Annotated in this window: 21 protein-coding genes; 9 read left to right on the forward strand and 12 right to left on the reverse strand. The window is 74.4% G+C overall.

Going from position 1 to position 26,360, the window contains the following annotated elements; translation table 11 throughout:
- Positions 1-108: 108 nt before the first annotated feature.
- The 3 genes from ACYVO2_RS35020 to ACYVO2_RS35030 form a co-directional block, all read right to left on the reverse strand.
- Complete coding sequence (locus ACYVO2_RS35020; RefSeq protein ID WP_461012148.1) at positions 109-2,196, reverse strand: bifunctional polysaccharide deacetylase/glycosyltransferase family 2 protein; 2,088 nt, start codon at positions 2,194-2,196, stop codon at positions 109-111.
- A gap of 56 nt (positions 2,197-2,252) precedes the next feature.
- Positions 2,253-2,864, reverse strand: coding sequence for a hypothetical protein (locus ACYVO2_RS35025; protein WP_461012149.1), 612 nt, complete (start codon positions 2,862-2,864; stop codon positions 2,253-2,255).
- A gap of 256 nt (positions 2,865-3,120) precedes the next feature.
- The gene (locus tag ACYVO2_RS35030) at positions 3,121-3,711 is read right to left on the reverse strand and encodes an acyl-CoA-like ligand-binding transcription factor (RefSeq protein WP_461012166.1); all 591 of its coding nucleotides are present in this window, start codon (positions 3,709-3,711) and stop codon (positions 3,121-3,123) included.
- A 104-nt stretch (positions 3,712-3,815) separates the two neighbouring features.
- On the opposite strand from ACYVO2_RS35030, the gene ACYVO2_RS35035 reads away from it, so the two are divergent.
- Complete coding sequence (locus ACYVO2_RS35035; RefSeq protein WP_461012150.1) at positions 3,816-4,748, forward strand: oxidoreductase; 933 nt, start codon at positions 3,816-3,818, stop codon at positions 4,746-4,748.
- 10 nt (positions 4,749-4,758) lie between these two features.
- On the opposite strand, the gene ACYVO2_RS35040 is transcribed toward ACYVO2_RS35035, so the two are convergent.
- The gene (locus ACYVO2_RS35040) at positions 4,759-5,922 is read right to left on the reverse strand and encodes a LacI family DNA-binding transcriptional regulator (protein ID WP_461012151.1); all 1,164 of its coding nucleotides are present in this window, start codon (positions 5,920-5,922) and stop codon (positions 4,759-4,761) included.
- Between the two features lie 100 nt (positions 5,923-6,022).
- Positions 6,023-7,039 (reverse strand): hydroxyacid dehydrogenase, encoded by a 1,017-nt coding sequence (locus ACYVO2_RS35045; RefSeq protein ID WP_461012167.1) that lies wholly within the window; start codon positions 7,037-7,039, stop codon positions 6,023-6,025.
- 268 nt (positions 7,040-7,307) lie between these two features.
- Here ACYVO2_RS35045 and ACYVO2_RS35050 point away from each other — a divergent pair, with 268 nt between their 5' ends.
- The 4 genes from ACYVO2_RS35050 to ACYVO2_RS35065 all read left to right on the forward strand — a co-directional run bounded on the left by ACYVO2_RS35050 (position 7,308) and on the right by ACYVO2_RS35065 (position 12,555).
- A complete protein-coding gene (locus tag ACYVO2_RS35050; protein ID WP_461012152.1) occupies positions 7,308-8,633 on the forward strand; it encodes an ABC transporter substrate-binding protein in 1,326 nt (441 codons plus the stop codon).
- 78 nt (positions 8,634-8,711) lie between these two features.
- A complete protein-coding gene (locus tag ACYVO2_RS35055; protein WP_461012153.1) occupies positions 8,712-9,683 on the forward strand; it encodes a carbohydrate ABC transporter permease in 972 nt (323 codons plus the stop codon).
- A complete protein-coding gene (locus ACYVO2_RS35060; protein ID WP_461012154.1) occupies positions 9,683-10,555 on the forward strand; it encodes a carbohydrate ABC transporter permease in 873 nt (290 codons plus the stop codon). The genes ACYVO2_RS35055 and ACYVO2_RS35060 overlap by 1 nt, the downstream gene beginning before the upstream one ends.
- The gene (locus ACYVO2_RS35065) at positions 10,552-12,555 is read left to right on the forward strand and encodes a DUF2264 domain-containing protein (RefSeq protein WP_461012155.1); all 2,004 of its coding nucleotides are present in this window, start codon (positions 10,552-10,554) and stop codon (positions 12,553-12,555) included. The genes ACYVO2_RS35060 and ACYVO2_RS35065 overlap by 4 nt, the downstream gene beginning before the upstream one ends.
- Here ACYVO2_RS35065 and ACYVO2_RS35070 read toward each other — a convergent pair.
- From ACYVO2_RS35070 to ACYVO2_RS35100, 7 genes are all read right to left on the reverse strand, one after another.
- Positions 12,518-13,762, reverse strand: coding sequence for an ATP-grasp domain-containing protein (locus tag ACYVO2_RS35070; protein WP_461012156.1), 1,245 nt, complete (start codon positions 13,760-13,762; stop codon positions 12,518-12,520). The two genes, ACYVO2_RS35065 and ACYVO2_RS35070, sit on opposite strands and share 38 nt — an antisense overlap.
- Positions 13,759-14,889 (reverse strand): pyridoxal-phosphate dependent enzyme, encoded by a 1,131-nt coding sequence (locus ACYVO2_RS35075; protein WP_461012157.1) that lies wholly within the window; start codon positions 14,887-14,889, stop codon positions 13,759-13,761. Before ACYVO2_RS35075 ends, ACYVO2_RS35070 begins: the two co-directional genes overlap by 4 nt.
- A gap of 5 nt (positions 14,890-14,894) precedes the next feature.
- Positions 14,895-15,920 carry an ABC transporter substrate-binding protein gene (locus ACYVO2_RS35080; protein ID WP_461012158.1) on the reverse strand — a complete coding sequence of 342 codons (1,026 nt, stop codon included), beginning with the start codon at positions 15,918-15,920 and terminating at the stop codon, positions 14,895-14,897.
- Positions 15,917-16,732 (reverse strand): ABC transporter ATP-binding protein, encoded by an 816-nt coding sequence (locus ACYVO2_RS35085; protein ID WP_461012159.1) that lies wholly within the window; start codon positions 16,730-16,732, stop codon positions 15,917-15,919. Before ACYVO2_RS35085 ends, ACYVO2_RS35080 begins: the two co-directional genes overlap by 4 nt.
- Entirely contained in the window at positions 16,733-17,785 is a 1,053-nt protein-coding gene (locus tag ACYVO2_RS35090; protein WP_461012160.1) for a FecCD family ABC transporter permease, read from the reverse strand.
- Positions 17,786-17,911: 126 nt separating this feature from the next.
- Entirely contained in the window at positions 17,912-18,652 is a 741-nt protein-coding gene (locus ACYVO2_RS35095) for a class I SAM-dependent methyltransferase (RefSeq protein WP_461012168.1), read from the reverse strand.
- A gap of 105 nt (positions 18,653-18,757) precedes the next feature.
- A complete protein-coding gene (locus ACYVO2_RS35100) occupies positions 18,758-18,967 on the reverse strand; it encodes a hypothetical protein (RefSeq protein ID WP_461012161.1) in 210 nt (69 codons plus the stop codon).
- A gap of 974 nt (positions 18,968-19,941) precedes the next feature.
- Between ACYVO2_RS35100 and ACYVO2_RS35105 the strand changes: the two genes are divergently transcribed.
- The 4 genes from ACYVO2_RS35105 to ACYVO2_RS35120 form a co-directional block, all read left to right on the forward strand.
- Entirely contained in the window at positions 19,942-21,195 is a 1,254-nt protein-coding gene (locus ACYVO2_RS35105) for an exo-alpha-sialidase (protein WP_461012162.1), read from the forward strand.
- A gap of 292 nt (positions 21,196-21,487) precedes the next feature.
- A complete protein-coding gene (locus ACYVO2_RS35110) occupies positions 21,488-22,054 on the forward strand; it encodes a hypothetical protein (protein WP_461012163.1) in 567 nt (188 codons plus the stop codon).
- Between the two features lie 655 nt (positions 22,055-22,709).
- Positions 22,710-25,517 (forward strand): AAA family ATPase, encoded by a 2,808-nt coding sequence (locus ACYVO2_RS35115; RefSeq protein WP_461012164.1) that lies wholly within the window; start codon positions 22,710-22,712, stop codon positions 25,515-25,517.
- A gap of 334 nt (positions 25,518-25,851) precedes the next feature.
- Positions 25,852-26,360: NAD(P)/FAD-dependent oxidoreductase (locus ACYVO2_RS35120; protein WP_461012165.1), on the forward strand; the 509-nt coding region annotated here is incomplete at its 3' end.

Below are 26,360 nucleotides of genomic sequence, written 5' to 3' on the forward strand. Positions count from 1 at the left end.
CCCCTTCACCCACCCGGCGACCGCACGCGCCACCCCGCCGAGCAGCCCACCCCCGACATGACCGAAAACCACCCCCCAAGCCCCCCGAAGTCGCGGAACGTCTCCGGCTCAGGCCGGGACCGGGGCGGTCACCTCGCCGGTGCGGCGGAGCTTCTGCCAGCGCAGACGGCCGCCGGTGGCGGCGGTGACGCAGGAGTGGAGCAGGACCAGGTACATGAGCTGCCGGTAGACGATCTGCTGGAACGGCAGCATGAGCAGGACCCGGTACTTCTCCCCGTCCAGCCGGAAGGCGTACGCCGCACACAGCAACTGCACCAGCAGTACCGCGCTCCACGCCAGTAGTGACTCGACGGGTGAGACGAACACCATGCCGTAGAGGGTGAAGACGTCGATCAGCGGGGACAGCAGCGGGGCGACGATCTGGAACAGGACGACCAGGGGCAGTCCCACCCGGCCGAAGCGGCCGGAGGGGCCGCGCTCCACCAGGGCGCGGCGGTGCTTCCACAGGGCCTGCATGGTGCCGTAGCTCCACCGGTAGCGCTGGCGCCACAGTTGGGCGAGGCTGCCGGGGGCCTCGGTCCAGGCGCGGGCGTCCTCGGCGTAGACCACGCGCCAGCCCGCGCGGTGCATGGCGATGGTGACGTCGGTGTCCTCGGCGAGCGTGGCCTCGCTCATGCCGCCCGCCTGCTCCAGCGCGGCGCGGCGGAAGGCGCCGACGGCGCCGGGGATGGTGGGCATGCAGCGCAGCAGGTCGTACATGCGCCGGTCGAGGTTGAAGCCCATCACGTACTCGATGTGCTGCCACGCCCCGATGACGGTGCGGCGGTTGCCGACCTTGGCGTTGCCGGACACCGCGCCCACGGCGGGGTCGGCGAAGGGCTGGACGAGGCGGTGCACGGTGTCGGGTTCGAAGACGGTGTCGCCGTCCATCATCACCACGATGTCGTGCCGGGCGTGCGCGATGCCGGTGTTGAGCGCGGCGGGCTTGCCCGCGTTGGCCTGCCGGATCACGCGCACCCCGGGCAGGCGCAGGGCCTCGACGATGTCGGCGGTGCCGTCGGTGGAGCCGTCGTCGACCACCAGGATCTCCACCGGGTGGGTGCCCGCGACCAGGGAGCGCACGGTGCCCTCGATGCACTCCTTCTCGTTGTAGGCGGGCACCAGCACCGTCACCGGCTCGGTGACCTCCGGCCCCCAGCGGAACCCGGGGCGGTTGCGCTGCCTGCGGTGCCGTCCGGCCAGGACCACCATCAGCGCGAAGCGCAGCAGCACCAGCACGCCGATCACGGCCAGCAGCCAGGACAGGCACGGCGTGACGAACTCGGCGACCGTCACGCTGGCGATGAGGGCCAGGCCCTCCCACCGGGCGGTGTCGCCCGCCCGGCGTGTGGCGCTGTCGGCGCCGATGGCCTCGGCCGTGGTGGTGAAGCGGTAGCCCTTGGCCTTCATGGCGGTGATGTACGCGTCCAGGCCGCGGACGGTCTGCTCCCGGCCCCCGGCGGTGTCGTGGAACAGGACGACGGCGCCCTCGGTGCCGGGCGGGGTGGCCCGGCGGACGATCTCCTTGACCCCGGGCCGCTTCCAGTCGTCGCTGTTGGCGTCGGTGAAGGAGGCGAGGTAGCCCTTGCGGGCCAGGTAGGACACGACCGGCAGGGCCCGCCGGTCCAGGGCGTCCACCCGGGAGGAGTACGGGGCGCGGACCAGGGAGGTGGTGATCCCGGCGGCTCCGGCCAGGGCGAGCTGCGTCTGGGCCAGCTCCCGGTCGATGCGGGACCTGTCCTGGGAGGTGAGGTCGACGTGGGAGAAGGTGTGCACGCCGATCTCGTGGCCGTGCTCCACGGTGCGCCGGACGATGCCGGGGTGGCGGGCGATGTTCCGGCCGACGACGAAGAACGTGCCGGGCACCCGGTGCCGGTGCAGCACCCGCAGGATCCGGGGCGTCCACGTGGGGTCGGGGCCGCCGCTGAAGGAGAGCACGATGGTGCGGTCCGGGACGGAGTGGCTGGCCAGCCTGCCCTCGCTGGTGGTGATGAGCGGTCCGCCGCCCGGCACGGCGCCGGGGGCGGGCGAGGGCTTCCCGGCCGGGGCGCCGCCTCCCGGGCCTCCCGTCCCCGCGTGCAGATAGCCGTTGAGCAGCAGGGCCCCGACCAGGGTGCCGACACCGAGCACCGCGACGACCAGCCGCGGCCAGGGCACCGCGCGCCTCCGCCCGCCGTCCTCGGAAGGCGCCGGGCGGAGGGGGCGGCGCCTGCTCACAGCGTCGCCCACAGGTCTTCCCACCCGCCGGGGAAGGGCGCGCCGGAGTCCGGGCGGGAGGGGCGGCCCCGGTCCGCGGGGGCGTCGTGGTGGGTGGGGTCGTCGTGGTGGGTGGCGTCGTCGCCGCCGTGGTCGTCGGCGAAGGAGTGCGCCGCCGTCGGCTCGGGCTCGCTGGGCCGGGGCGAGGCAGGACGCGCCTGGTCACGGCGGGAGGCGGAGGGGCTGGGTGACGGGCGCTCGGCGCGCGGGCTGCCGGACGCGGCCGGTTCGCGGGGCGGGGTCGCCGAGGGGGTGGCGGAGGCGGTCGGGCGCGGGAGGGCGGCCGCGGCCGGGACGGCGCGCACCGCGGGCGGGACGGAGGGGGGCCGCCAGGCGACGACGCGGGGGCGGCGGTCGTCCGTGCCGTCCCCGCCGTCGTCCCGGTCGTCCCGTTCGTCGTGGTCGGCGCCGACGGTCGGCGGGGCGGGCAGTCCGGTGTCCGGCGCGAGCGGGGTGCCGCCGGTGAAGGAGACCACGACGGCGGCGGCGAAGGCGACGCACGCCGCGCACACGGAGGCGCCGAGGAGGCACATCACCCGTGCTTTGCGTCCGGTGGAATCGACGAACACGGGGGCGTTGTCGGTGGGAGGAGAAAGAGTGTAGGTTTCATCCGCCGCGTCAGGCATATTAACTCACTGATGTATTGCTGATCTCTGACGGGAATATGTATGTGAGGGTATACTCACTTATGTAAGTCCTGCCGCGCGCGACACGAGCGGGACTTTCCGGCCGCCCCCGGGGCGCCGTCCGCCTGATTATCTATTTATTCATCAGGCGTCAGAGTATTTCCAGTCCGAAAATCCGAAAGGCTCGGACCGGCTCGGGCTAACCCCGTCCCTCGGCGTCCAGTGCTGGCGCCAGCACCGCGAAGGCCCGGTCGAGCAGGGCGGCGGGGTCCTCGGTGCCGTCACTGGCGGCCCAGTGGTGCAGCACGGCGTCGAAGGCGGTCAGGGCCATTCCGGCGGCCAGCCTCGGGTACACGTCGGCGGCCGGGTCGAGGCCCAAGCGGTGGGCGAGCTCCGCCGTCAGGTCGTCGCGCCACTGCGCCTGGCGCTCCAGGAAGCGGGCCAGCAGGGCGGGGGTGCCCAGGATCAGGCGGACCACGCGCAGGGCCCGCTCGGCGTGGTCGCCGCACGCGGACACCGACACCCACACGGCGTGCCGCAGCGCCACGGACGGGCGCTCGCCGGCGGGGCGGGCGGCGAGTTCGGCGCGGATTCCGGCGCCCATGTCGGCCAGGAACCGGACGACCACGTCCTCCTTGGACGCGAAGTAGCGGAAGAAGGTGCGCTTGGACACGCCCGCGGTGGTCGCGATCTCGTCGATGGTGACCGCGTCGTAGCCCTTGAGCGCGAGCAGTTGCAGCGCCGCCTCGGTCAGCTCGTCGGTGACGAGCTGGCGCTTGCGCTGGGCCATGGTGACGTGCGGGCGGGAGTCCACCGCGCCATGGTACCGCCGTGCCCCCCGTGACACTCAGGCACATCTTGACACCGAGTGACACACACGTCAGTATGTGACACATGACGCAGCAGCAGTGGACCGACGAGCGGATCCCGGACCAGAGCGGGCGGGTGTTCGTCGTCACCGGAGCCAACAGCGGTCTCGGCCTGGCGACCACCCGGGCGCTCGCCCGCCGGGGCGGGCGGGTGATCCTCGCGGTGCGGGACGAGGACAAGGGCCGCCGGGCGGTCGCGGAGATCACCGCCGAGCAGCCCGGCGCCGCCCTGGAGGTGCGCCGCCTGGACCTCGCCGACCTGGACTCGGTCCGCGCCTTCGCCGACCGGTTGCGCGCCGACCACCCGCGTCTGGACGTGCTGGTCAACAACGCGGGCGTGATGGCGCCGCCCAGGACGCTCAGCGCGCAGGGCCACGAGGTGCAGTTCGCCTGCAACCACCTGGGCCACTTCGCGCTGACCGGGCTGCTGCTGGACCTGCTGGCGGCCGGGCGCGACCCCCGGGTGGTCACGGTGAGCTCGGTCAACCACCGCAAGGGGCGCCTGCGGTTCGACGACCTCGACGGCGAGCGCGGCTACTCCCCCATGGGCTTCTACGACCAGTCCAAGTTCGCCAACGCCGTCTTCGGCCAGGAGCTGCACCGGCGGCTGACCGAGGCCGCGAGCCCGGTGCGCAGCGTGCTCGCCCACCCCGGGTACACCGCGAGCAACCTCCAGCACGGCACGCCGACCCGGCTGTGGCGGGTGCTGTTCGGCCGCGTCGGCAGACCGCTCGCCCAGTCCCCGGCCCGCGGCGCGCTGCCGCAGTTGTACGCGGCGACCGACCCGTCCGTGGCGGGCGGTGAGTTCATCGGGCCGGACGGCGTGGCCGAGCTGCGCGGCGGGCCGACCCGGGTGGAGCTGTCCCCCGCGGCGGCCGACCCCGCGACGGGGCGCCGCCTGTGGGAGGTGTCGGAGCGGCTGACCGGCGTGGAGTTCGCCTTCCGCGCCCCGGTGTGAGCGGTCGCGCTCAGCCGTTCCGCTCCCGCGGCGGCGGGGCCGCGCTGCCGCAGGAGGCCCGCACCACCAGGCTCGGCAGCAGGGTGACCTGGCGCAGCGCCGGGGACGCGGTGCCGGTGAGGCGGTCCAGCAGGAGGTGGGCGGCCTGCTCGCCGAGCTGGCGCTTGGCCGGGGAGACCGCGGTGAGCGGGACCTCGGCGAGCGCGGCGATCTCGTCGTCGTAGGCGACCAGGGCCAGGTCCTCGGGGACGCGCAGGCCGCGGGCGCGCAGGCACCGCTGCAACTCGATGGCGTCCTGGTCGGAGTGGACCAGGGCGGCGCGGGTGCCGGTGACGAGGCAGGCGTCGAGGAACGCGGCGCAGTCCCGCTCGGCGGACACCGCGCGGGGGTGGGCGAGCACGGGCGCGGCGGGGTCGAGGTCGAGGCGCCGCACCGCGTCCGCGTGGCCCTGGCGGACCAGCCCTGCGGTGGGGCTCTCCGTGGTGAACAGGCCGACGCGGACGTGGCCGAGCCGCTTCAGGTGCAGCACGGCCGCGTAGGCGCCCTGGCGGTGGTCGGACACCACGTACTCGCAGGGCTCGTAGGGGTCCTGCGGGCGGCGTTCGACGAGCACGAACGGCAGGTCCAGGGCGCGCAGGCGGCGCAGGGCGGCCTCCGGGCCCGCGTCGCCGGCCCCCGCTCCGCCGCCGCGGGCGTCGCCACCGGCGGAGGTGCCGCCGGCCGAGGTGCCGCCGGCGGAGGTGACCAGGAACCCGTCCGCGCCCGCGCCCGCGAGCTCGTCCAGCCGGTCCAGGTCCCTGGGGTGGTCGTAGGCGGTGATGCCGAGGACGACGCGGGCGCCCCGGCGGGCGGCGACCGCGCGGACGCCCGCCACGACCTGCGGGTAGTAGTAGGTGGCGGACGGCACGAGCAGGCCGACGGTGCGGCCGGGCCGGTCGGCCGCGCCGTCGGGCGCCGCCTCCTCGGCGGCGCGTCCGCCCTCCCGCGCGGTCCCCGGCAGCGGCAGCGCGCCGCCCCGCACCTTCACCAGCTTGCCCTGGTCGGCGAGTTCGGCGATGTCGCGGCGTATCGTCCCGGTGGACACGCCGAAGCGCGCCGCGAGCTCGGCGACCCGCACGGAACCGGTGGCGCGCAGTTCCTCCAGCAGTGAGTCGTGGCGCTTCTCCACGAGCATCGCGGGGTCTTCCTTCCTGGCCGGGATGGCCGCGGTCGCGGCTCGAGGCGATTGTTGCCCAAGGGCGCGGGGCTCCGGCGCGGGCGGGTGCGGACCGGCGTCAGGCCTGCCGGGCCAGGCCGGAGGCGGTCACCCGCCCGGCGAGCGGCAGGCCGTTGGTCCACCGTTCGAGCTCGTCCAGGGCGAAGGCGGCCAGGCGGTGCACCTCGTTGCCCAGGGAGCCGGCGATGTGCGGGGTGAGCAGCACGTTCGGCAACCGGTACAGGGGCGACGCGGCGGGCAGCACCTCGGGTGCTGTGACGTCGATGACGGCGTTCAGGCGGCCGGAGACCAGCTCGGCGGTGAGCGCGCCGGTGTCCACCAGGGCGCCGCGCGCGGTGTTGACCAGGGTCGCCCCGTCCCGCATCAGGGCGAGCCTGGCGGCGTCGATCATCCCGGTGGTCTCGGGCAGCGCGGGGGCGTGCAGGGAGACGACGTCGGCGCGGGCGCACAGCTCGTCCAGCCCGGCCGGCTCGGCGCCCAGGGCGCGGGCCTCCTCCTCGGGCAGGTAGGGGTCGGTGAGCAGCACCCGCAGGTCGTGGGGGCGCAGCAGTTCCACCACGCGGCGGCCGACGCGGGAGGCGCCGACGACGCCGACGGTGCGGCGGTAGTTGCCGTGCCCGGCCAGCTCCCGGTGCCAGTCGGCGGGGGCGCCGCGCAGCTCGCGGTAGCGGTCGCGGGCGGCGAGCACGCCCTTGCCGGCGAACAGGATCGCGGCGAGCGTGTACTCGGCGACGGGCACCGCGTTGGCGGCGGCGGCCGAGGTGACGTCGATGCCGCGCCGCCAGCAGGCGTCGTCCAGCAGCCGCTTGACGGTGCCCCCGGTGTGCACGACGGCGCGCAGCCGGGGGGCCGCGTCGAGGGCGGCCGCGTCGATCCTGGGGCTGCCCCAGCCGGTGACCAGCACCTGGGCGCGGGCGAGGACGGCGCGGGCGCGCGGGGTGGCGAAGTCGGTGAGCGGGGCCTCGGCCAGCAGGTCGGTGAGGGCGCGCAGGCGCTGCCTGCCGCCCGGCCCGGTGCCGTCGGCCGCGTCCGAGCCGTCCGCGGGGAACAGCTCCTCCGCGATGTCCGGGGCCATGGCGAGCGCCGCCGCGGGGCGGGCCGGGGCGGGGCCGGCGGGGGTGCGGGTCACGCGCGCTCCTTCCGGAGGGGTGGTCGCGGTGCGTCCGGGGGGCCGGACGCCGCTGAAGCTTAGTTGACGCTTCTGATCAGTCATAGACGCTTCTTGTCACTTCTATTGACTCGTTGGCGCATTCTGACGCACTGTGCTGAACCGTCAGCAAGGGTCGCCGACCCGGTGCCCACCCCCGCCCCGCCGGACAGTCCCCGGACAAGGAGCCGTGCCCGTGCGCCGCTGGACCCCCCGTGCCCTGGCCTGCCTGCTCGCGGGCCTGCTGGCCGCCGCCTCGCTCACCAACTGCGCCCCGGGCGACGGCGGCGGCCGCACCGTCGTCACCTACTGGTCGTGGATCTCCGGCTCCCAGGAGCTGGCCGACCGCTTCAACGCCACCCACGACGACATCGAGGTGCGCTTCGAGAAGGTGCCCGCGGGCACGGCCGGCGGCTACGCGAAGATGTTCAACGCGGTGCGGGCGGGCAAGGCCCCGGACGTGGTCACCGTCGAGTACCCGCAACTGCCCGGCTTCGTCACCCAGCAGGTGGTGCAGCCGCTCACCCGCTGGGGCGTGGACGAGCTCGCCGGGCAGTACCCGGACTGGGCGTGGCGGCAGACGCACCTGGGCGGCCGGACGTACGCGCTGCCGCTGAACATCGCCCCGATGCTGCTGTACTACCGCAAGGACCTGTTCGCGCGGTACGGGCTCACCCCGCCCGCCACCTGGGAGGAGTTCGCGGACACGGCGCGCAGGCTGCGCGAGCGGGACCCGCGGGCGCGGCTGACGAACTTCTCCAGCAACGACCCGGCGCTGCTCGCGGGCCTGTGCTGGCAGGCCGGGGCGCACTGGTTCAGCACCGAGGGCGGGCGGTGGACGGTCGACACCGGCGACCCGGCCACCCGCCGGGTCACCCGCTACTGGCAGTCCCTCGTGGACGACGGGGCGGTCACCGCGGAGGCGGCGTTCACCGAGAAGCACGTCACCGACCTCCAGCGCGGCAGGTCGCTGACGCTGCTGGGGGCGCCGTGGATGATCGCGAACGTGGAGCGGTTCGCCCCCGACCTCGAGGGCACCTGGGGCGTGGCCCCGCTCCCCCGGTGGCCCGGCCGCACCGCCGTCGCCAACCTCGGCGGGTCGGCGCTGGCCGTGCCCAGCGGGGCGGGGCGGCCCGAGGCCGCGATGCAGTTCATCCGCTGGGCCTCCACCTCACCGGAGGCGGTGCGGGCCCTCGCCCCGGTCAGCGCGGCGTTCCCCGCGAACGCGAACCTGGTGGAACCGGCCAACCGCGCCAGGGCCGAGGCCAACTCCTACCTGGACGCCGACGCCCTGTTCGCCACGGCGGCGCGGGCCGCGGAGGAGGTGGACGGGTCCTGGGAGTGGGGCCCGGACATGACCGCGGGCTTCGTCACGCTCCAGGACGGGATGACCAGCGCGCTCGGCGGGCGCGGCGGCTTCGACCGGGCGCTGGACCGCTGGCGGTCGTCCACGGTGGAGCACCTGCGCCAGCGGGGCTACCAGGTCGGAGACGGGGAGCGGGCCCGCACCCCCGGCGGCTGACGGCCGCCCCCACGAACGAGCGACCCCCGCCACCGTCCGCGCGCGCCGTCCGCACGCCGTCCACACCGCGAGGTCCCCATGTCCGCACCCGGCCCCCGCCCGGCCCCCGCTCCCCCCGCGTCCGCCCCCGCCGCCAAGGCCCGGCCGCCGGGCGCCCTCGCCGGCCGCCGCCGCGAGCGCAGGTCCGCCGTGCTGCTGCTGCTCGGTCCTTTCATGGCGCTGTTCGCGCTCACCTACCTCGGCCCGATGGTGTACGCGCTCGGACTCAGCTTCTTCCGGGAGGAGTTCACCGGGGTCGGCTGGGACGGCCCGCGCACCGTCTTCGCCGGCCTGGACAACTACACCAGGGCGCTGACGGACCGGGAGTTCCTGGAGGGCACCGGCCGGGTGCTGCTGTACGGGCTGGTGAACGTGCCCGTGGTCACCGTGCTCGCGGTGGGCTTCGCGCTGCTGCTGGACACCGCGCTCACCGCGGCCCGGCCGTTCTTCCGCACCGTGCTGTTCCTGCCGTACATCGTGCCCAACCTGATCGCGGCGGTCGTGTGGGTGTACCTGTACACGCCGGGGCTCAGCCCGGTCGTCGACGCCCTGCGCACCCTGGGGGCCGACCCCGACTTCCTGAACGGGCCCGCGGTGCTGCTGTCCCTGGTGAACGTGTCGCTGTGGCAGTCCCTCGGCTTCAACGTGATCCTCGTCCACGTGGCCCTCCAGGCGGTGCCCCGCTCCACCGTGGAGGCGGCGGTGCTCGACGGGGCCGGGGTGCTGCGCACCGCCGTCAGCGTGAAGCTGCCGCAGATCCGGCCGGCCGTGGTGGTGTCGATGCTGTTCACCGTGATCGGCTCGCTCCAGTTGTTCACCGAGCCGAAGATCCTCCAGAGCACCGGGGAGAGCTCGGTGACCACCGGCTGGACCCCCAACATGCTGGCCTACGCGGCCGCGTTCAACTCCAACGACTACCACTACGCCGCCACCGTCTCGGTGCTCATCGCGGTGCTGGCCGGAGTGCTGTCGTTCGCCGTCACCTCGTTCGCCGACCGGAGGGCAGCCTGATGGCCGACACCGCACCCGCCCCGGGGCAGGCCGGCGCCTGGTGGCTGCGCCGCGGCGTCGCCACCACGCTGTGCGCGCTCGCGGCCCTGTACACCCTGCTCCCGCTGCTGTGGATGCTGTTCGGGCTCACCAAGACCCTGCCCGAGCTGTACGGCAGCAACGGCTTCACCCCGTCCTCGCTCGCCCAGGTGGGGACGAACGTGGCCGACCTGATGACGCAGGACGACGGGGCGTACCTGAAGTGGCTGCGCAACACCGCGCTGTACGCGGTCGGGGGCGCCGCCGCGGCGACCCTGCTGTCGGTGATGGCCGGGTACGCCTTCGACAAGTTCGCCTTCCGGGGGCGGGAGAAGTGGTACGCCCTGGTGATCGCGGGGGTGCTGATCCCGCACACGGCGATCGTGGTGCCGCTGTACCTGATGGCGGCGGAGGTCCGGATGACGGACTCGGTGTGGTCGGTGCTGATCCCGGTGATGGTCAACCCGTTCGGGGTCTACCTGGCCCGCGCCTACAGCTCGGGCGCGGTGCCCGACGAGCTGCTGGAGGCGGCGCGGGTGGACGGCGCCGGCGAGCTGCGGACGTTCTTCTCGGTGGGGCTGCGGCTGATGGCTCCGGGCGCGCTGACGATCTTCCTGTTCCAGTTCATCGCCATCTGGAACAACTTCTTCCTGCCCCTGGTGATGCTGACCGACAACGACCTGTTCCCGCTGGGGCAGGGCCTGTTCACCTGGTACTCGGCGGTGGGGCAGAACCCGGACTACACGCGGCTGGTCGTCGTGGGCTCCGCGCTGGCCACGCTGCCGCTGCTGCTGCTGTTCATCCCGCTGCAACGGCGCTGGCGCGCGGGCCTGGCGGAGGGGAGCCTGAAGTGAGCGCCGACCACGTGCCCGCGGTGCCCGAGGACCGGCGGCGCTCGCCGTACACCGGCTGGACCCGCCGCCACTGGGAGGCCCTGGCCGACGCCCTGCTGGCCGCCGTCCGCCCGCACGCCACCCCCGGCAACGCCCTGGTCCACCTGCCGGGACCGGCCGGCGGCTCCGGCAGGTGGAGCGACGGCCTGGAGGGCTACGCGCGCACGTTCCTGCTGGCCGCGTTCCGCTGCGGGACCCTGCGGGAGCCCGACGCCACCGTGGAGTGGTACGCCCGGGGCCTGGCCGCGGGAACGGACCCTGGCTCGCCCGAGCGCTGGCCCCGCCCCGACGAGGTGCGGCAGGCCAGGGTGGAGGCCGCCTCCGTGGCACTGGCCCTGCACGAGACCCGGCACCTGCTGTGGGACCGGCTGCCGGACGCGGTGCGGCAGCGGGCCGTCGCCTGGCTGGGCGGCATGTCCGGCGCTGAGGTGCCGGACAACAACTGGGTGTGGTTCCGGGCGGTGGTGGCCGCGTTCCTGCGCTCGGTCGGCGCCCCGTACCGCGCCGCCGACATCGACCACGCCGTGGCCCGCACCGAGCAGTGGTACGCGGGCGGCGGCTGGTACAGCGACGGGGCCCGCAACCCGGGCGAGCACCGCAACTTCGACCACTACAACGGCTGGGCCATGCACCTGTACCCGCTGTGGTACTGCCGCATGGCGGGCCCGGACGCCGCGCCCGGCCTGCCCGGCCGCTACCGGGGGCGCCTGCGCGCCTTCCTGGCGGCCGCGCCCCACCTGATCGGCGCGGACGGCTCCCCGCTGGTGCAGGGCCGCTCCCTGACGTACCGGTTCGCCGCCGCGGCGCCGCTGTGGGCCGGGGCGCTGTTCGACGCCACCCCGCTGCCGCCCGGCCTCACCCGGCGGGCGGCGAGCGGCGTCGTGCGCCACTTCACGGACGCGGGCGCGGTGGACGGCTCCGGGCTGCTGACGCTGGGCTGGCACCACCCGTTCGAGCCGATCCGCCAGCGCTACTCGGGTCCGGCCTCCCCGTACTGGGCGGCGAAGGGCTTCATCGGCCTGCTGCTGCCGCCGGACCACCCCGTGTGGACGGCCGCGGAGGAGCCGCTGCCGGTGGAGCGGGCCGACTTCGTGCTGCCGCTGCCCGCGCCCGGGTGGATCGCCTCCGGCACGGCCGCCGACGGCGTGGTGCGGGTCGCCAACCACGGCGCCGACCACACCCCCGCCGACGCGCCCGCCCGCGACGACCCGTTCTACGCCCGCCACGCCTACTCCACCCGCACCGCCCCCGACCTGCCGCCCCGCCCGCCGGCCCCGCCCGCCGACCCCGAGGCCCACCACCGCGACGGCGACGCCCGCGACGGTGCCGCCCCCGACTCCCACGTGGCCCTGCTCGACGCCTCCGGCGCCCCCTCCCACCGCAGCCCCCTCCAGCGGCTGGCCGTCTCCGGCCGGTGCGCGGTCTCCCGCCACCGCCCGCACTGGCCGCCGCCCGCCGGGGACCCGCTGCCGCGGCGGGAGTGGCCGTCGGGCCCGTGGCTGACCACGGCGTCGGTGCTGCGCGGACCGTGGGAGGTCAGGCTGGTGCGGGTGGACGGCGACCCGGGCGGCCGCCGTCTGCGCGTGGGCGGCCACGCCGTCGCCGCCGCCGCACCGCCCGCGGCCGCCACCGGCGCCCGCTCCGCCGCCGTGACCGGCCCGGACGGCCTGACCAGCGAGGTGCGGGCACTCGACGGCACCCCGCAGGTCACCCCCGTGGTGCACCGGGCGGAGGGCGCCAACCCGCTCGGCCGGCACAGCGCCACCCCCTGCCTGGAGACGGCGGCCGAGCCGCCGCGGGGCCGCGTCCTGGCGTTCGCCGTCCTGCTCACCGCGGCCCCGCCCCCGGGCCCCGCCCCGGCGGTGCGCTGCCCCGCCCCGTCCACGGCACGGATCACCTGGCCGGACGGGGAGACGGACGAGGTCACCCTGCCGGCGCCCCCGCCGCCGGGCCGGCCGTGACGAGCGGCCGCACGCTGCCGGCCGCGCTCAGCGCGCGGTGCAGGGCGAGTTCGGCGGTGGCGGCCTCGGCCAGCACGATGCCGGTGCAGCCGCGCTGGTCGGCCAGGTGCGCGACGCGGTCCCCGGGGGCGGCGGTGGGGTACCACTCGGGGGTGCCGGGGAAGGTCACGAGGGTGTCGAGGCCGCTCCAGCCGGTGAGGGTGCCGGGGCGGTCCGGGTAGACCAGGACGAAACCGGTGGCGGGGCCCGTGGGGGCGGGTGCGTCCAGCAGGGCGGGGCGCCGACCGAGGGCGGTGTCGATCACGGCCTCGTACACGTTGGTGCCCAGGGCCCGGCACAGCGCCTCGCCGACCAGGGCGCCGCCGATGCGCCGGTTGATCTCCACCAGCTCCGGGCCGTGGGCGGTCAGCACGAACTCGACGTGCGCGAAGCCGCTGTCGTGCCCCGCCACGGCGAGGACCCGGGCGACCCAGTCCCGCACGAGGCCCAGCTCCGCCGGGGGCAGCGCGACCGGGAAGGACGCGGCCTCCTCGCGGACCGCGGGCTCGGGCGAGAGGGCGCGGCTGAGCACGCCGAGGAGGCGGGTCTCCCCGGCCCAGGTGAGGGTCTCCGCGCTGTAGACGGGGCCGGGGACGAACGGCTCCGCGAACAGCCCGCCCTTCAGGGCGTACGCCCCGGCCTCGGCGAGGGCGGCGCGGAGCCGCTCCTCGTCGCGCACCAGCCACACGCCCCGGGAGGAGGTGCCCGCGGAGTCCTTGAGCACGGCGGGCAGGCCGACGCCGCGCAGGACGGCGTCCGCGCCGCCGGGCCCCGGGGCGAGGGCCAGGGCGCGGCCGCGGCTGAGGCCGTGCTCGTGGAGGAGGTTGCGGACGCGGTGCTTGTCGCGCAGCAGGCGCACGGAGTCGGGGTCGGGCCCCGGCAGGCCGAGTTCGGCGGCGAGGTCGGCGCCGGGGACGCTCCAGGTGTCGGTGGAGTTCACCAGCCCGCGCAGGCCGCGCAGGGCGGTCAGGGCGGCGCGGGTGGCGGCCGCGTCGCCCGTGTCCACGTCGACGACGTCGAGCGCGGCGTCGGGGGGCAGGTGGGCGAGTTCGTGGCGGTACACGGAGCGGTCCCCGGTGAGCAGGCACAGGCGGTGCCCCGCGGCGGCGGCCGCCTCCGCGAGCCGTCCGAGGCCGAAGGTGAGGGCTTCCAGGGCGGCGACGGTCACGGGGTGCGGCTCTCCTCGGTCACGGGGGCGGGCGCGGGCGCGGTCCGGTGGCGCCGCCGGTTCCACGGCATGACCGACCAGGGCATGGCGAGGTCGGCCAGGCGGGTGATCCGGCGGGGTTCCAGGGTGCGCGGGTCGGGGGCCTCGTGGTGGCGGGCGAAGACCCGTTCGGTGTAGCGGTGCCCGGTGTCGGCGCCGATGACCAGGTGGGTGCGCTCCGGGTGCCGCCCGGCCTCCCAGGCGGCGACGAGGTACGCGGCCCCGGTGGACAGGCCGGCGAACACGGCGTGCTCGCGCAGCAGTCCGACGGCGCCCGCCATGGCGTGCCGGAAGTCCAGCCAGTGCAGGGTGTCGTACAGCTCGTGCCGCACGTTGTCGAACGGGATGGAGCTGCCGATCCCGGCGATGATGGCCTCGGGGTCGCTGAACCGCTCGCTGCCGAAGGTGACGCTGCCGAACGGCTGCACGCCCAGCAGGGTGACGTGGCGGCCCCGCTCCCGCAGGGGCTGCACCAGGCCGCCGGTGGAGGCCCCGGTGCCGACGGCGCCGACCAGGGTGAGGGGGACGCCGGGCAGGGCCCGGTCGACGAGGTCGGCGAACTCCCGGTACCCGGCGTAGTGCACGGGGTCGTGGTACTGCCGCATCCAGTGCAGGTCGGGGCGCTCCGCGAGGAGCTGCCGCACCCGGCGCACCCGGCGCTCCTGGTCCAGGCGCAGGTCGCTGGAGGGCGGCATCCGGTCCACGGTGGCGCCGAGGATCTCCAGTTGGGCGCGCATGGCGGCGTCCACGGTGGTGGAGGCGACGATGTGGCAGCGCAGGCCGTAGCGGTGGCAGGCCATGGCCAGGGCGAGGGCGTAGATGCCGCTCGAGCTGTCGACCAGGGTGTGGCGCGGGGTGATGGTGCCGCGCTCCAGCAGGGTGCGGACGGCGCCCAGCGCGGCGTAGACCTTCATCGTCTCGAAGCGGGCGAGCACGACGTTGCCGGTGAGGCGGAGCAGGTCGGGGGCCTTGAGGGCGTCGGTGATGTGGTCGTGGACGGCGGGGGGCGCGGCGGCGGGAGCCGTCGCGGGGGGAGCCGTGGCGGGGGGCGCCGTGGCGGGGGCGGGCTGAGTGGGTGTGGGGGGCACCTGGGTCACCTTCCGATGGACCGCAGATAGCGGCCGAGGTCCTCGGCTCCCTTGACGTTGCGGGGGCCGCTGACGGCGTCGCCGTACGAGATGACGTGGAAGCGGTTGTTGCGCACCGCGGGGACGGACTTCATCGCGGGCAGGGACTTGAGATGGTCGATCTTCTGCCGGGCGGACTGCCCGGCGTAGTCCACGATGACGACGACGTCGGGCCGGGCCTTGGCGACGGGCTCCCACCCGACGCTGGTCCAGCCCTTGTCGAGGCCGTCGAAGACGTTCCTGGCGCCGGCGGAGGCGATGATGCCGGTGGGCGCGGCGTGCCGGCCCGCGGTGTAGGGCTGGTCGGTGCCGGAGTCGTAGACGAACACCTTGGCCGGCTCGCCGCCCGCGGGCCAGGTCTTCCGCAGCGCGGCGACGCGGTCCTTCAGGTCGGTGACGAGCTCGTCGGCCCGCCGCTCGACGCCGAAGATGCGGCCGATGTTCTCCAGGTCGGTGTACAGGGCCTGGAGCGGGGGCACGTGAGCGGCCCCGGAACCGTAGTTCCAGCAGGTCTCGGTGTGCACGTAGGAGGCGATGCCGGACTTCTCCAGCAGGGCCGGGGTGATGCCGCGGTCCTCGCCGAAGCCGGAGTTCCACCCGGCGAGCACCCAGTCGGCCTCGGCCTTCACCACGATCTCGCGGGTGATCCGCTCGGTGCCGAGCCGTTCCACCTCCCCGTAGGACGCGCGCCAGGGCGAGCCCTCGATGGACGGGTCGCCGAGCTCGTTCATCACATAGCCGCGCATCCGGTCGGCCAGCCCGAGCGCGAACATCTTCTCCGCGCCGCTGACGTCGTAGGCCACCGCGCGCTCCGGGCGGGTGTAGGTGACCTTCTCGCCGCAGTTGACCACGGTGACCGAGGTGGCCTCGCCGTCCTCGTCGTCCGGCTCGACGTCGGCTCCGCAGGCGGTGGCGAGCAGCGCCGCCGCCAGCAGTCCTGCGGCCAGGGCCGTGCGGGCGCGGGGCCCGCCGGTCGGGGCTGGTCGGGTCATGGGCGTCTTCCTTCCGGGAGGGCGTCGGCGCGGGTGGCGCCTTCACCGGGCACCAGGTCGTACAGGAGCTGGGGGACTCCGGTGCGCGGGTGGCGCACGACGGTGGCGGCCACCCCGAACACCTCGCGGACCAGGCCGGGGGTGAGGATCTCGGCGGGGGTGCCCACGGCGACGAGGCGGCCGTGGGCGAGCACGGCGACGCGGTGGCAGACGGCGGCGGCCAGGTTCAGGTCGTGCAGGGCGGTGAGCACGGTCAGTTCCGAGCCGCGCAGGAAGGACAGCAGCCCCACCTGGTGGCGGACGTCCAGGTGGTTGGTCGGCTCGTCGAGGACCAGCACGCGGGGCTCCTGGACGAGGGCGCGGGCGACCAGGACGCGCTGCCGCTCGCCGCCGGACAGGGTGAGCACGCTGCGCCGCGCCAGGTGGGCGACGTCCAGCCGTGCCATGGCGCGCTCGCACAGCTCGCGTTCCCGGGCGGTCAGGGGCGCGTTGCCGCGGCTGTGCGGGGCCCGGCCCAGGGCGACCACCTCCGCCACGGTGAAGTCGAGCTCGGTGTGGTGCTCCTGGGTGAGGGCGGCCACCGAGCGGGCGCTGTCGCGCAGCGGCAGCGAGGCCAGGTCGGTGCCGTCCAGCAGCACCGCGCCCGACGTCGGCCGCAGCGCCCGGTACACGCACCGCAGCGCCGTGGACTTGCCGCTGCCGTTGGGGCCGACCAGGCCGACGATCCGCCCGGTGCCCACGTCCAGGCTGAGCCGGTCCACCAGGGCCCGTCCGGCCGCCTCCACCGTCAGCTCGCGCAGGCTCAGCGTCATCTACCGTCCTCCGAACAGATAGCCGCGGCGGCGCATCAGCGTGACGAAGACCGGCACCCCGATCAGCGCGGTGATCACACCGAGCGGCAGCTCCTCGGGGGCGACCGCGGTGCGGGCCAGCAGGTCCACCCAGACCATGAAGCAGGCCCCGGTCAGCGGGGCGACGGCCAGCACCCGGCGGTGCGTGGAGCCGACGAGGATGCGCACCATGTGCGGCAGCACCAGGCCGACGAAGGCGATGGCGCCGCTGACCGCCACGATCAGCCCGGTGACGCCCGCGGTGAGGAGGAACAGGTCGCGGCGCAGCGCCCGCGCGTCCACGCCCAGGCTGGCCGCGGTCTCGTCGCCCAGCGACAGCACGTCCAGCGCCCGGCTGCGCCGCAGCAGCACCACGACCGCGGCCACCACCGCCGCGGACACCAGCGGCAGCGACTCCCAGGAGGCCGAGCCCAGGCTGCCCAGCAGCCAGAACAGGACCGTGCGGGCCGCCTGCCCGTTGGGCGAGGCGAACACCAGCACGCTCATCAGCGCCTGGAACCCGTACCCGAGCGCCACCCCGGTCAGCACAAGACGCAGCGGCGTCAGGCCCAGCGGGCCGCGCGCCGCCAGGTACACCAGGGCGGTGGCGCCCAGCGCGCCGAGGAACGCCGCCGCCGACAGGGCGTACACCCCCAGCCCGGCGAACACGCCGAACACCACGACGGCGGTCGCCCCGACCGAGGCGCCGGAGGAGATGCCCAGCACGAACGGGTCGGCCAGGGCGTTGCGGACCAGCGTCTGGACGGCGACGCCGACGACGGACAGGCCCGCCCCGACCACCGCGGCCAGCAGCACCCGGGGGGTGCGGATGTCCCACACCACCGCGTAGTCGGTGGCGTCCGCCGCGGGGATGGTGCCGCCGGTGACCCCGGCCGCCAGATAGCGCAGCACGTCGCCGAACGGCACGACGGTGGGGCCCAGCGCCACGCCGGCCACCACGGAGACCGCCAGCAGGACGGAGAGCAGCGCCACCCACGGCGCCGGCCGGCCTGCCTTCCCCAACTCCTCGGGCATGCGGTCCCTTCGCCGACGGTTGCTGCCGCGTGTGTCCGTGGCAGTAGTCGGCCGGGGGCGCGCCGCGGTTCCCGGGAACCTCACCGGTTCCGGGAGCGGCGCCGCCGCCGCGGGCCCGCCGCCGGGTCAGGGCTTCCGCGTGCCGTGCACGACGAGCCGCCGCGCGTGCTGGTCGTAGGGGCTGCCGTCGAAGTCGCCGTGGCACCGCACGTCCGTGAAACCGGCCTCCTCGAACATGGCGCGCAGCTCCGTCCCGCTGTACAGGAACGAGGTGATCGACGCCTCGCGGGCGGTGCCGCCGCGCACCAGCGTCCAGTCGGTGCGCAGCCGGGACCAGTCGTCCAGGACGGTGTCGCGCTGCACCACGTACGCGCCGTCCAGCTCCACCAGCTTGGGCCGGCCGATCCAGCCCGCGAGCACCTCCTTGCCCATCACGTCCACCAGCAGGCGCCCGCCCGGGGCCAGCGAGTCGTGGGCGTTGCGCAGCACCCGGGCGTTGTCCCGCGGGTCGTCGAAGTAGCCGAACGACGTGAACACGTTCAGCACCACGTCGTACGCGCCCGGCTCGACGTGTGTCAGCATGTCCCCCCGCACCAGGCGGACCTCCACCCCGGCCCCGGCGCAGGCGGCGCGGGCGCGCTCCAGCATCACCGGGCTGAGGTCCACCCCGGTGACGTCGCAGCCCCGCCGGGCCAGCGGCACCAGGTACAGGCCGGGCCCGCAGCACAGGTCGAGGACCCGGGTCCCGGCGGGGAAGTCCAGCAGCGGCGACCGCTCCACCAGCGCCGCCACCTCCGCCCGCCTGCGCTCGGAGAACATCGTCCCGGAGAAGTCCGACCAGAAGGTGTCGTCCTCGTACCAGTGCATGCCGTGCCGCCACCGCCTCGGGTCAGGGGTCTCACGGGCCGCTCGCGCGGCGCCGGTGAGGAGGTAGTCGTGCGGCGGCACGGCCGGGTTCCCGACGCGGCGCGGTCAGCCTCCCCCGCCGTGGGAGTGGCCGCCCTGCCCGCCGTCCTCGACATGGCCGCTCGGGGCGGGGTCGGGCCGCGTCGAGGACGGCCCCACCGCGGCCCCGATGCCGTAGGCCACCGCGAACACCACGGCGAGCACCACCAGGAAACCGACCACCCGCGCCACGGGCGCCGACCGCCACGGGGCGGCGGACCGCTGGGCATCCGTCATTCATCCACTCCGGGCACACTCCGGGCACACTCCGGCAGGGGGGCCGCCCAGCCACGCCCCCCGACGACCCTCACCCCATGCTGACACGCCACCCCTCCCCCGTCGGCGCAGCCCCACGTGAGGAATCTCCCCCTCCCCGCCCGGAACTTCGGCACCCCACCGACCGACTTCTCCCGCGGGCGACGGGTGCGCCGACGGCCGGGCAGCGCCCTCGGCGCCCTGCCTGACGGCGGTGGGCGGGGGTGGGGCGCGGCGGGCGGGTGGGCCGTCAGCCGGCGGTGGTGGGCGGCGGTGGGCCGTCGAGCGGCGGTGGCGGCGGCCCCGGTCGGCGGGGAGGGGCGGGCGGCGCCGGGCGTCGATCGGCGGATGCGGTGGCCGCCGGTCGGCGCTCGGCGGTGGGCATCGGGGGTCGGCGGTGGCTGTCAGCGACGGCTGTCGGCGCCGGGCGGCCGCCGGCGGCGATCAGGCGGTCGGCTCGCGGGGTCCTCGGCGCCCCGGTCGCCCCGGGCGCCCCCTCAGCCCCACCTGTCCCTCCTTGTGGTCGGGGATCGGCCATGAGATCGTCGGGCATCGTGGTGATGCGGCCGGGAACCCCGGTGTCAGCCCTGTCCGGTGAGCCGATCGGCGCGACGGCGCTTCTCGGGGTCCCGCGAGGTCCGGTCACAGGACGAAGGCGACCCGGTGGCGCGTCGGGCGGGCGTTCGCGGCCCCGCACCGGACTCTTCGGCCCCCGAAGGCAGCCCTCCTACCCAGCCGCACCGGACAACCGGCCCACCACCGCCGGGGCGTCCCGCCGTACACCCCCGCTCCCGCCCCGACCCTCACTCCCGCGCCCCGCCCTCACCGCCACTCCCACTCCGCTCCCGCATTGCCCGGCGCGGAGTACCCCGTGTTCGAACCTCCCCACTCCCGTACGCCCGTACGGAACCTCTCGTCCAGAGCCCCACACCACCCGGGGCCGGGAAAGGATTGACGTGAACCTCACTCGCCGGGATGTCATGGGCATGATGGCCTTCGGGGCCGCCGCACCCCTCGTCGTGGGATCCGCCGGCGCGGCCTCCGCGGCAGTGGAGGACCCCGCCAAGTCCGCCCCCCAGAGCCACCGGGCGTTCCCCCTCTTCCGCAGCGCCAACATGACCTCCCCCGACCGGCTCCCCTCCGGCGTCGGCTTCCACTCCTTCCGCATCCCCGCCGTCGTCACCACCAGCACCGGCCGGATCCTGGCCTTCGCGGAGGGGCGCAGGCACAACAACCGGGACTACGGCGACATCAACCTCGTCTGCAAGCGCACCAGGACCACCTCCGACCACGGCGCGGACCCCGCCGACTGGGAGCCGCTGCGGGAGGTCGCCGGGTCGGGGAACGGCACATGGGGCAACCCCACCCCGGTGGTGGACGGGAACACCGTCCTGCTGTTCATGTCGTGGAACGCGGCCGACCGCAGCCAGTACGGCAACGACCTCCTGCCGGACGGCTCCCGCACCAAGAAGGTCGACTCGACCGAGGCGGGCCGGCGCCGGCTCTACCTGACCAGGAGCACCGACGACGGCAACACCTGGTCGACACCGCAGGACATGACGTCCCTGCTCGTCCCGGCGGGCCGGGCGTGGGACGCCGTGGGGCCCGGCAACGGCATCCGGATGCGCTCCGGGGAGCTGGTGGTCCCGGCCCTGGGCAGGAACATCGTCGGCCGCGGCACCACCGGCAACAGGACGTGGTCCTACCAGCCGCTCAGCGGCGCGGGCGAGGAGGGGACGATCGCCCAGACCCCCAACGGCAACCTCTACCGCAACGACCGGCCGCTGACCGGCACGAACCGGTGGGTCGCCCGCGGCACCCTCAGCGGGTTCGGCGCCTTCTCCCCGGACTCCGGCCTGATCGACCCGCGGTGCCAGGGCTCGGTGCTCTCCTACAACATCGACGCCCCCGCCCGCACGATCTTCATGAACTCGGCCTCGGTCGAGAGCCGGCGGGCGATGCGGGTGCGCATCAGCTACGACGCCGACGCGCGCACCTACACCCAAAGCCGCGACCTCGCCGACGCCCGGATCTCCGGGGTCGGCCACGAGGGCGGCTACTCCAGCATGACGAAAACCGCCGATTACCACATCGGCGCCCTGGTGGAGACGGACTTCTTCAACGACGAGACGGGCCCGGGCTCCTACCGCGCCATCGTCTGGCGCCGTTTCAACCTCTCCTGGATCCTCAACGGCCCGAACAACGCGTAGCGCCTTTTCCCCTGTTCGGCGGATTCCACCACGCGGCGCGGCCCTCTCCCGGGCCGCGCCGCGTGCCCGCCACCCGGGTGAATTCGTTCCCGGGCACGCCGGCCGAGGCCGATCCACGGGGCGCCGACCGACACACCCTCAGGCAAGTGGGGGGGCTTCTTTGACACGGAAAATATGGAAATCTACGGTGTTATTACATTCACCGGTAGAGCCGTGCCGACGTTGTCGGCGATGTCCGGCTGTCAAAAAAGAAAGGTGCGTCGTGAGAAATCGCGTCATCACTGCCCTTGCCGTGCCCGCTGCACTGGCCACCGCCGTGACTCTCGGCAACATCGAGGCGGCCTCCGCGCTCGTGGTGCAATCCGGAACGGTGCAGGCCACCGCGAGCCACGAGCACGGGAATTCCTCCTCGCGCGACGACCGCGCCCACACCTCCAAGGACAAGCACGACTGCCCCCCGTGGGAGGAGGCGGGCAAGGGCGACCGCGGCCGCGGCGACTCGTCGCGCGGCAACGGCGACGACAAGGACGGCAAGCACCAGAACAACCAGCGCCACGACGACCAGCGCCACGACAAGCGCGACCACCGCAACGGCGACCACCGCGACGGCGGCAAGGGCGACGACTGCAAGGGCGACCACCGCGGCGGCGGCAAGAGCGACCACCGCGGCGGCGACCACGGCAAGGACGGCTACGGCAACGGCGGCCACAACAAGGGCGACCACGGCAAGGACGGATACCGCAACGGCGGCCACGGCAACGGCGACCACGGCAAGGACGACTGCCGCGGCGACGACCACGGCAAGGGCGACCACGGCAAGGGCGACCACGGCAAGGGCGACCACGGCGGGCGCCGCTGACGGCCCCCGCCTCCCGCAGAACACCGTGCGCCGTGCCCGATCCTCCGGGCACGGCGCACACCGGTGAGCGCCGCCGGTACCCGGCGCGATCGAGCCTGGGTGGAGTACGCCCCCGAACGGAGTTGCGGCGGGCAGTACCACCCCTTCGGCGTACGGTCGATTCCCCCCACACCATCGATTCCGCATCACTGGAAACCGAGTCGACGGCCACCGGACCAAGACCTCCGCCCCGCGGCGGGGAGCGGCTTCCCGCAGGTGGAGCCCCGGGTCCGGCCTGACCCCACCGCCGTCGCCCGGAGCCTCGCCCCGTGGTCCACCGGCACCCGACCGTTCATCGACTTCTCCGACCGAACGTGCGGATATGTTCCCTGGTAGCCCTTAACGGCGACCGGCATGGCAATCTGAGCTTCCCGAACGGCTCACACCAGTGACGCGGTCCCTTTCAGCGGTGTCCGTGAAGCCATCGGGTCATCCCGAGATCAGGGATGCTTTCGAGCCGGATCAGTCCTGTGCGGTCCCAGGGGAAGCCAGGATCTTGCCATCCCGTGCGGCATCTCGGCTGAGACTGTGCGCCGCGGCAGTGCCGTGCAGAATCCCGAACGCGTCGCCCGACCATGTCGATGGCAGGCCAAGGGGGAGACGATAGGCGATGGTCATGCTCGAACGCGACAGGGAAATTTCCGAACTGTGCGACCTGCTGGGCGAGGCCGCACAGGGCCGAGGCGGCTCCGCGCTGATCACGGGCGTCACCGGCTGCGGCAAGACGGAAACGCTGAGCCTCCTCGGTGAGAGAGCCGCGGACATGGGCTTCATGGTGCTGACCGCGTCCAGCACCCGCGGCGAGAGAGACCTCCCGGCCCACGTGCTCGGTCAGCTCCTGCGGCACCCCGAGGCGCCGGACGACCCCGACTGGCACGCCGCCGCGCTGCTGAGAGACGACGAGGGCACGCGCGCCGCCTGCGGGGCGGCGCCGGAGCTTCCACTGCCCGACCTGCCGACGGCGGCCGTCGCCCTGCTGCACCGCGGGAGAGACGCGGTGCTGGGTGCAGCCGCCCGGCGGCCGATCCTCATCTGCGTGGACGACGTCCACTACGTGGACACCGCCTCGTTGCACTGGCTCACGCTGCTGCTCCGGGGTATCCGCTCCGCCCGGGTCGCCCTGGTCCTCACCGAATGCAGGCTCCTGCCCGCGCACCCTGTGCTCCGCTCACAGCTCCTGCGGCAGCCGAAGCTCCGCCAGGTCCACCTGGGCCCGCTGAGTCCGGACGGCGTGGCCTCCCTGCTCGCCGAGCGGTTGGACCGCAGTATCGCCGAACGGCGCGCCGCCGCCTGTCACACCGCGAGCGGCGGGATCCCGCTGCTGGTGAAGGCCCTTGTCGGCGACTCGTGGCACACCGACCAGAGCGGGTCCGCCGGCGACGTGGTCGTGGGCAGTGCGTACGTGGACGTCACGCTCGGCTGGCTCGAGCGCACCCCCGGGCTGCTGCGGCTGTGCCAGGTCCTCGCCGTCCTCGACGACGAGGTCTCCCCCCAGGACCTGTTCGGGCGCCTACTGCCCGAGGAGTCTCCCCACCTGGTCGAACTGCGCATGCGTGAGCTGGACCGGATGGGCATCCTCATGGGGGCCCGGCTGCGCCACCCCGCGCTTCGCGCCGCCCTGCTGGACACGCTCTCGGGTCGCCAGAGCGTCGAGCTGAGCCTGCGCATCGCCGAGCTGCTGTACAAGAACGGCGAGTGCCCCACGGCGGTGTCCCGGCATCTGCTGGCCGCCGGGCGGGCACCGGCGTCCTGGGCCGTCTCCGTGCTGCGCTCGGCCGCGGAGCGGCTGCTGGCCGGGCATCGGCTCGAGGAGGCGTACTCCTGCGCCGAACTGGCGCTGCGCGACTGCGACGAGGTGGCCAGGACGGAGCTGAAGCTCCTGGTCCAGCGGGTCTCGTGGTACCTCAACCCCGCGCTGAGCCGCCCCCACCTCATGGAGCTGACGCAGGCGCTGCGCGACGGGAGGGTACCCGGACGGCACGCGATGCCGCTCGCCACGCATCTGCTGTGGTTCGGCCACATGGACGAGGCGTTCGACGCGATGTCCCGAGCCGGTGCCCCCGCGTTCGACGATCCGGTGGCAGCGGCGGACCTGCGATTACGGACCGAGGTGCTCAGCACCTCCTTCCCGGCTCTGCGCGCGCGAATGACCTCGCTGTGCGAGCAGGAGTCGCGGCATCCCGGTCCTTGGAGAGCGCTGGAGACCCTCGCCGCCACGTCGCTGTCGCGCGCCCTCACGTACGGCCCGGACGACGCCGTGGTCGCCGACGCCGAGGCCGCGCTGGGCAGTATGCGGCTCACCGAGCAGACGTATCTGTCGTTCAAGTCCGGGGTGGCCGCGCTGACGATCTGCGACCGACTGGACTCGGCGGCGCACTGGGCCGACCGCGCGCTCGCCGAGTCCCGGGCCAAGAACGTGCCCACATGGACGGCGCACTTCTCCTGGCTGCGGGCGGGCGTCGCGCTGCGCAAGGGAGATCTGACCGAGGCCAGGGAACTGGCGGAGTCCGCCCTGACCCACGTTCCCCCGGAGGGGTGGGGGGTGGTCGTCGGCGGTCCGCTCGCCGACCTGGTCCAAGCGGCCACGGAGGCGGGCGATCACCAGACCGCCGCCGCGTACCTGGATGTACCCGTGCCCAAGGCCATGTTTCAGAGCCGGTTCTGCCTGCCCTACCTGTTCGCCAGGGGCCGCCACCACGCGGAGACCGGGTGGCTGCACGCCGCGTTGAACGACTTCACCGTCTGCGGCGCTTCCATGAAGGCGTGGGGCTTCGACCACCCGTCGCTGCTCCCCTGGCGCACCGAGGCCGCACGAGTGCACCTGCTGCTCGGCAACCGGGGCAAGGCAGCCGACCTGGCCCACGAGCACGCGTCGTTGATCCACGACCGCCGGTCGCGCGCCTGGGGTCTCGCACTGCGCGCGCTGGCCGCCGCAGGCGACCCCAACCAGGGCGTCGGCCTGCTCACGGAAGCGGTCGACATCTTCCGGTCGTGCGGCGACCGCTTCCACCTCGCCCGTACCCTGGCCGACCTCGGCGCGCTGCACCAGCGGGCCGGGCACCCCGACCGCGCCCGGGCCGTGCTGCGACTGGCGGCCCGGCTCGCCGGGGAGTGCGGCGCCGAGTCGCTGCTGCGCGCACTTCCCTCCGCCGGCATCGGGCCCGGCGCCGGGCAGGCCTCCGCCGCGAATACAGGACGCCACTGGGCCGAGACCCTTCCTCACGCCGCCAGCCGGCTCAGTGGCGCGGAGCGCCGGGTGGCGGCCTTGGCCGCGCGCGGCCACACCAACCGGGAGATCTCCGACCAGTTGCGGATCACCGTGAGCACGGTGGAACAGCACCTCACCCGTATCTACCGCAAGCTCGACATCAAGCGGCGGGAGAACCTGCCCGACGAGATCCTGCTGGAGCCGGCCGCGCGGTGACCGCACACTGAACCCTGAGCCGACGGGGCGCGCACACGAGCCGACCGCCGCTCCTGCCCCGTCCGGCCCCGATCCCTCGAACACCTCCCTGGCCAGGCCCCGTCGGCTGCTGCGACGCGGGCCCGGTCGGCCATGCCCTGTTCCCGTACCGGGGTCCTCTCACCCGTTGTTGCGGGGTATGCCGGCCACTCCTGTAGGGGGAATACCCGGGCCCGGCCCCTCGAGAAAATTACGGGTGTTCGCGACCGAACGCGCCCGGTAACCTCGACATCGAATGTTGCGATTTCTTGGCGAGGATTCCTGAAAAGGCATCTCGCGGCGAGGAGCGACGAAGATGGAATTACGGGAGAACCAGTTCGACGTCATCGTGCTCGGCACGGGATTGGCCGGCTCCATCATGGGCGCCATCCTGGCCAGGGCGGGGAAGAAGGTTCTGCTCATCGACTCGAGCAGCCATCCGCGGTTCGCCATCGGCGAGTCCACGGTCGGCTACACGCTGGTGCACCTGCGCATGCTGGCGCACCGCTACGGCGTGCCCGAGATCGGCAACATGGGAAGCCTGGGGGAGACCACCAAGCACATCGGCAGTTCCTCCGGCGTGAAACGGCACTTCGGATTCATGATCCACCGGGACGGCCAGTACCCGGACCCGTACGAGTGCAACCAGTTCCGCCTGCCCAAGGTGCTGCACAAGGCCGTGCACTACTACCGGCAAGACACCGACGCCTACCTGTTCTCCGTGGCGATCAAATACGGCTGTAACGCCAAGCAGAACTACCGCGTGGCGGACATCGACTTCCACGACGACAAAGTCGTCGTGCACGGCGAGGACGGCCAGACGCA

This window comes from Streptomyces capparidis (assembly GCF_054782095.1).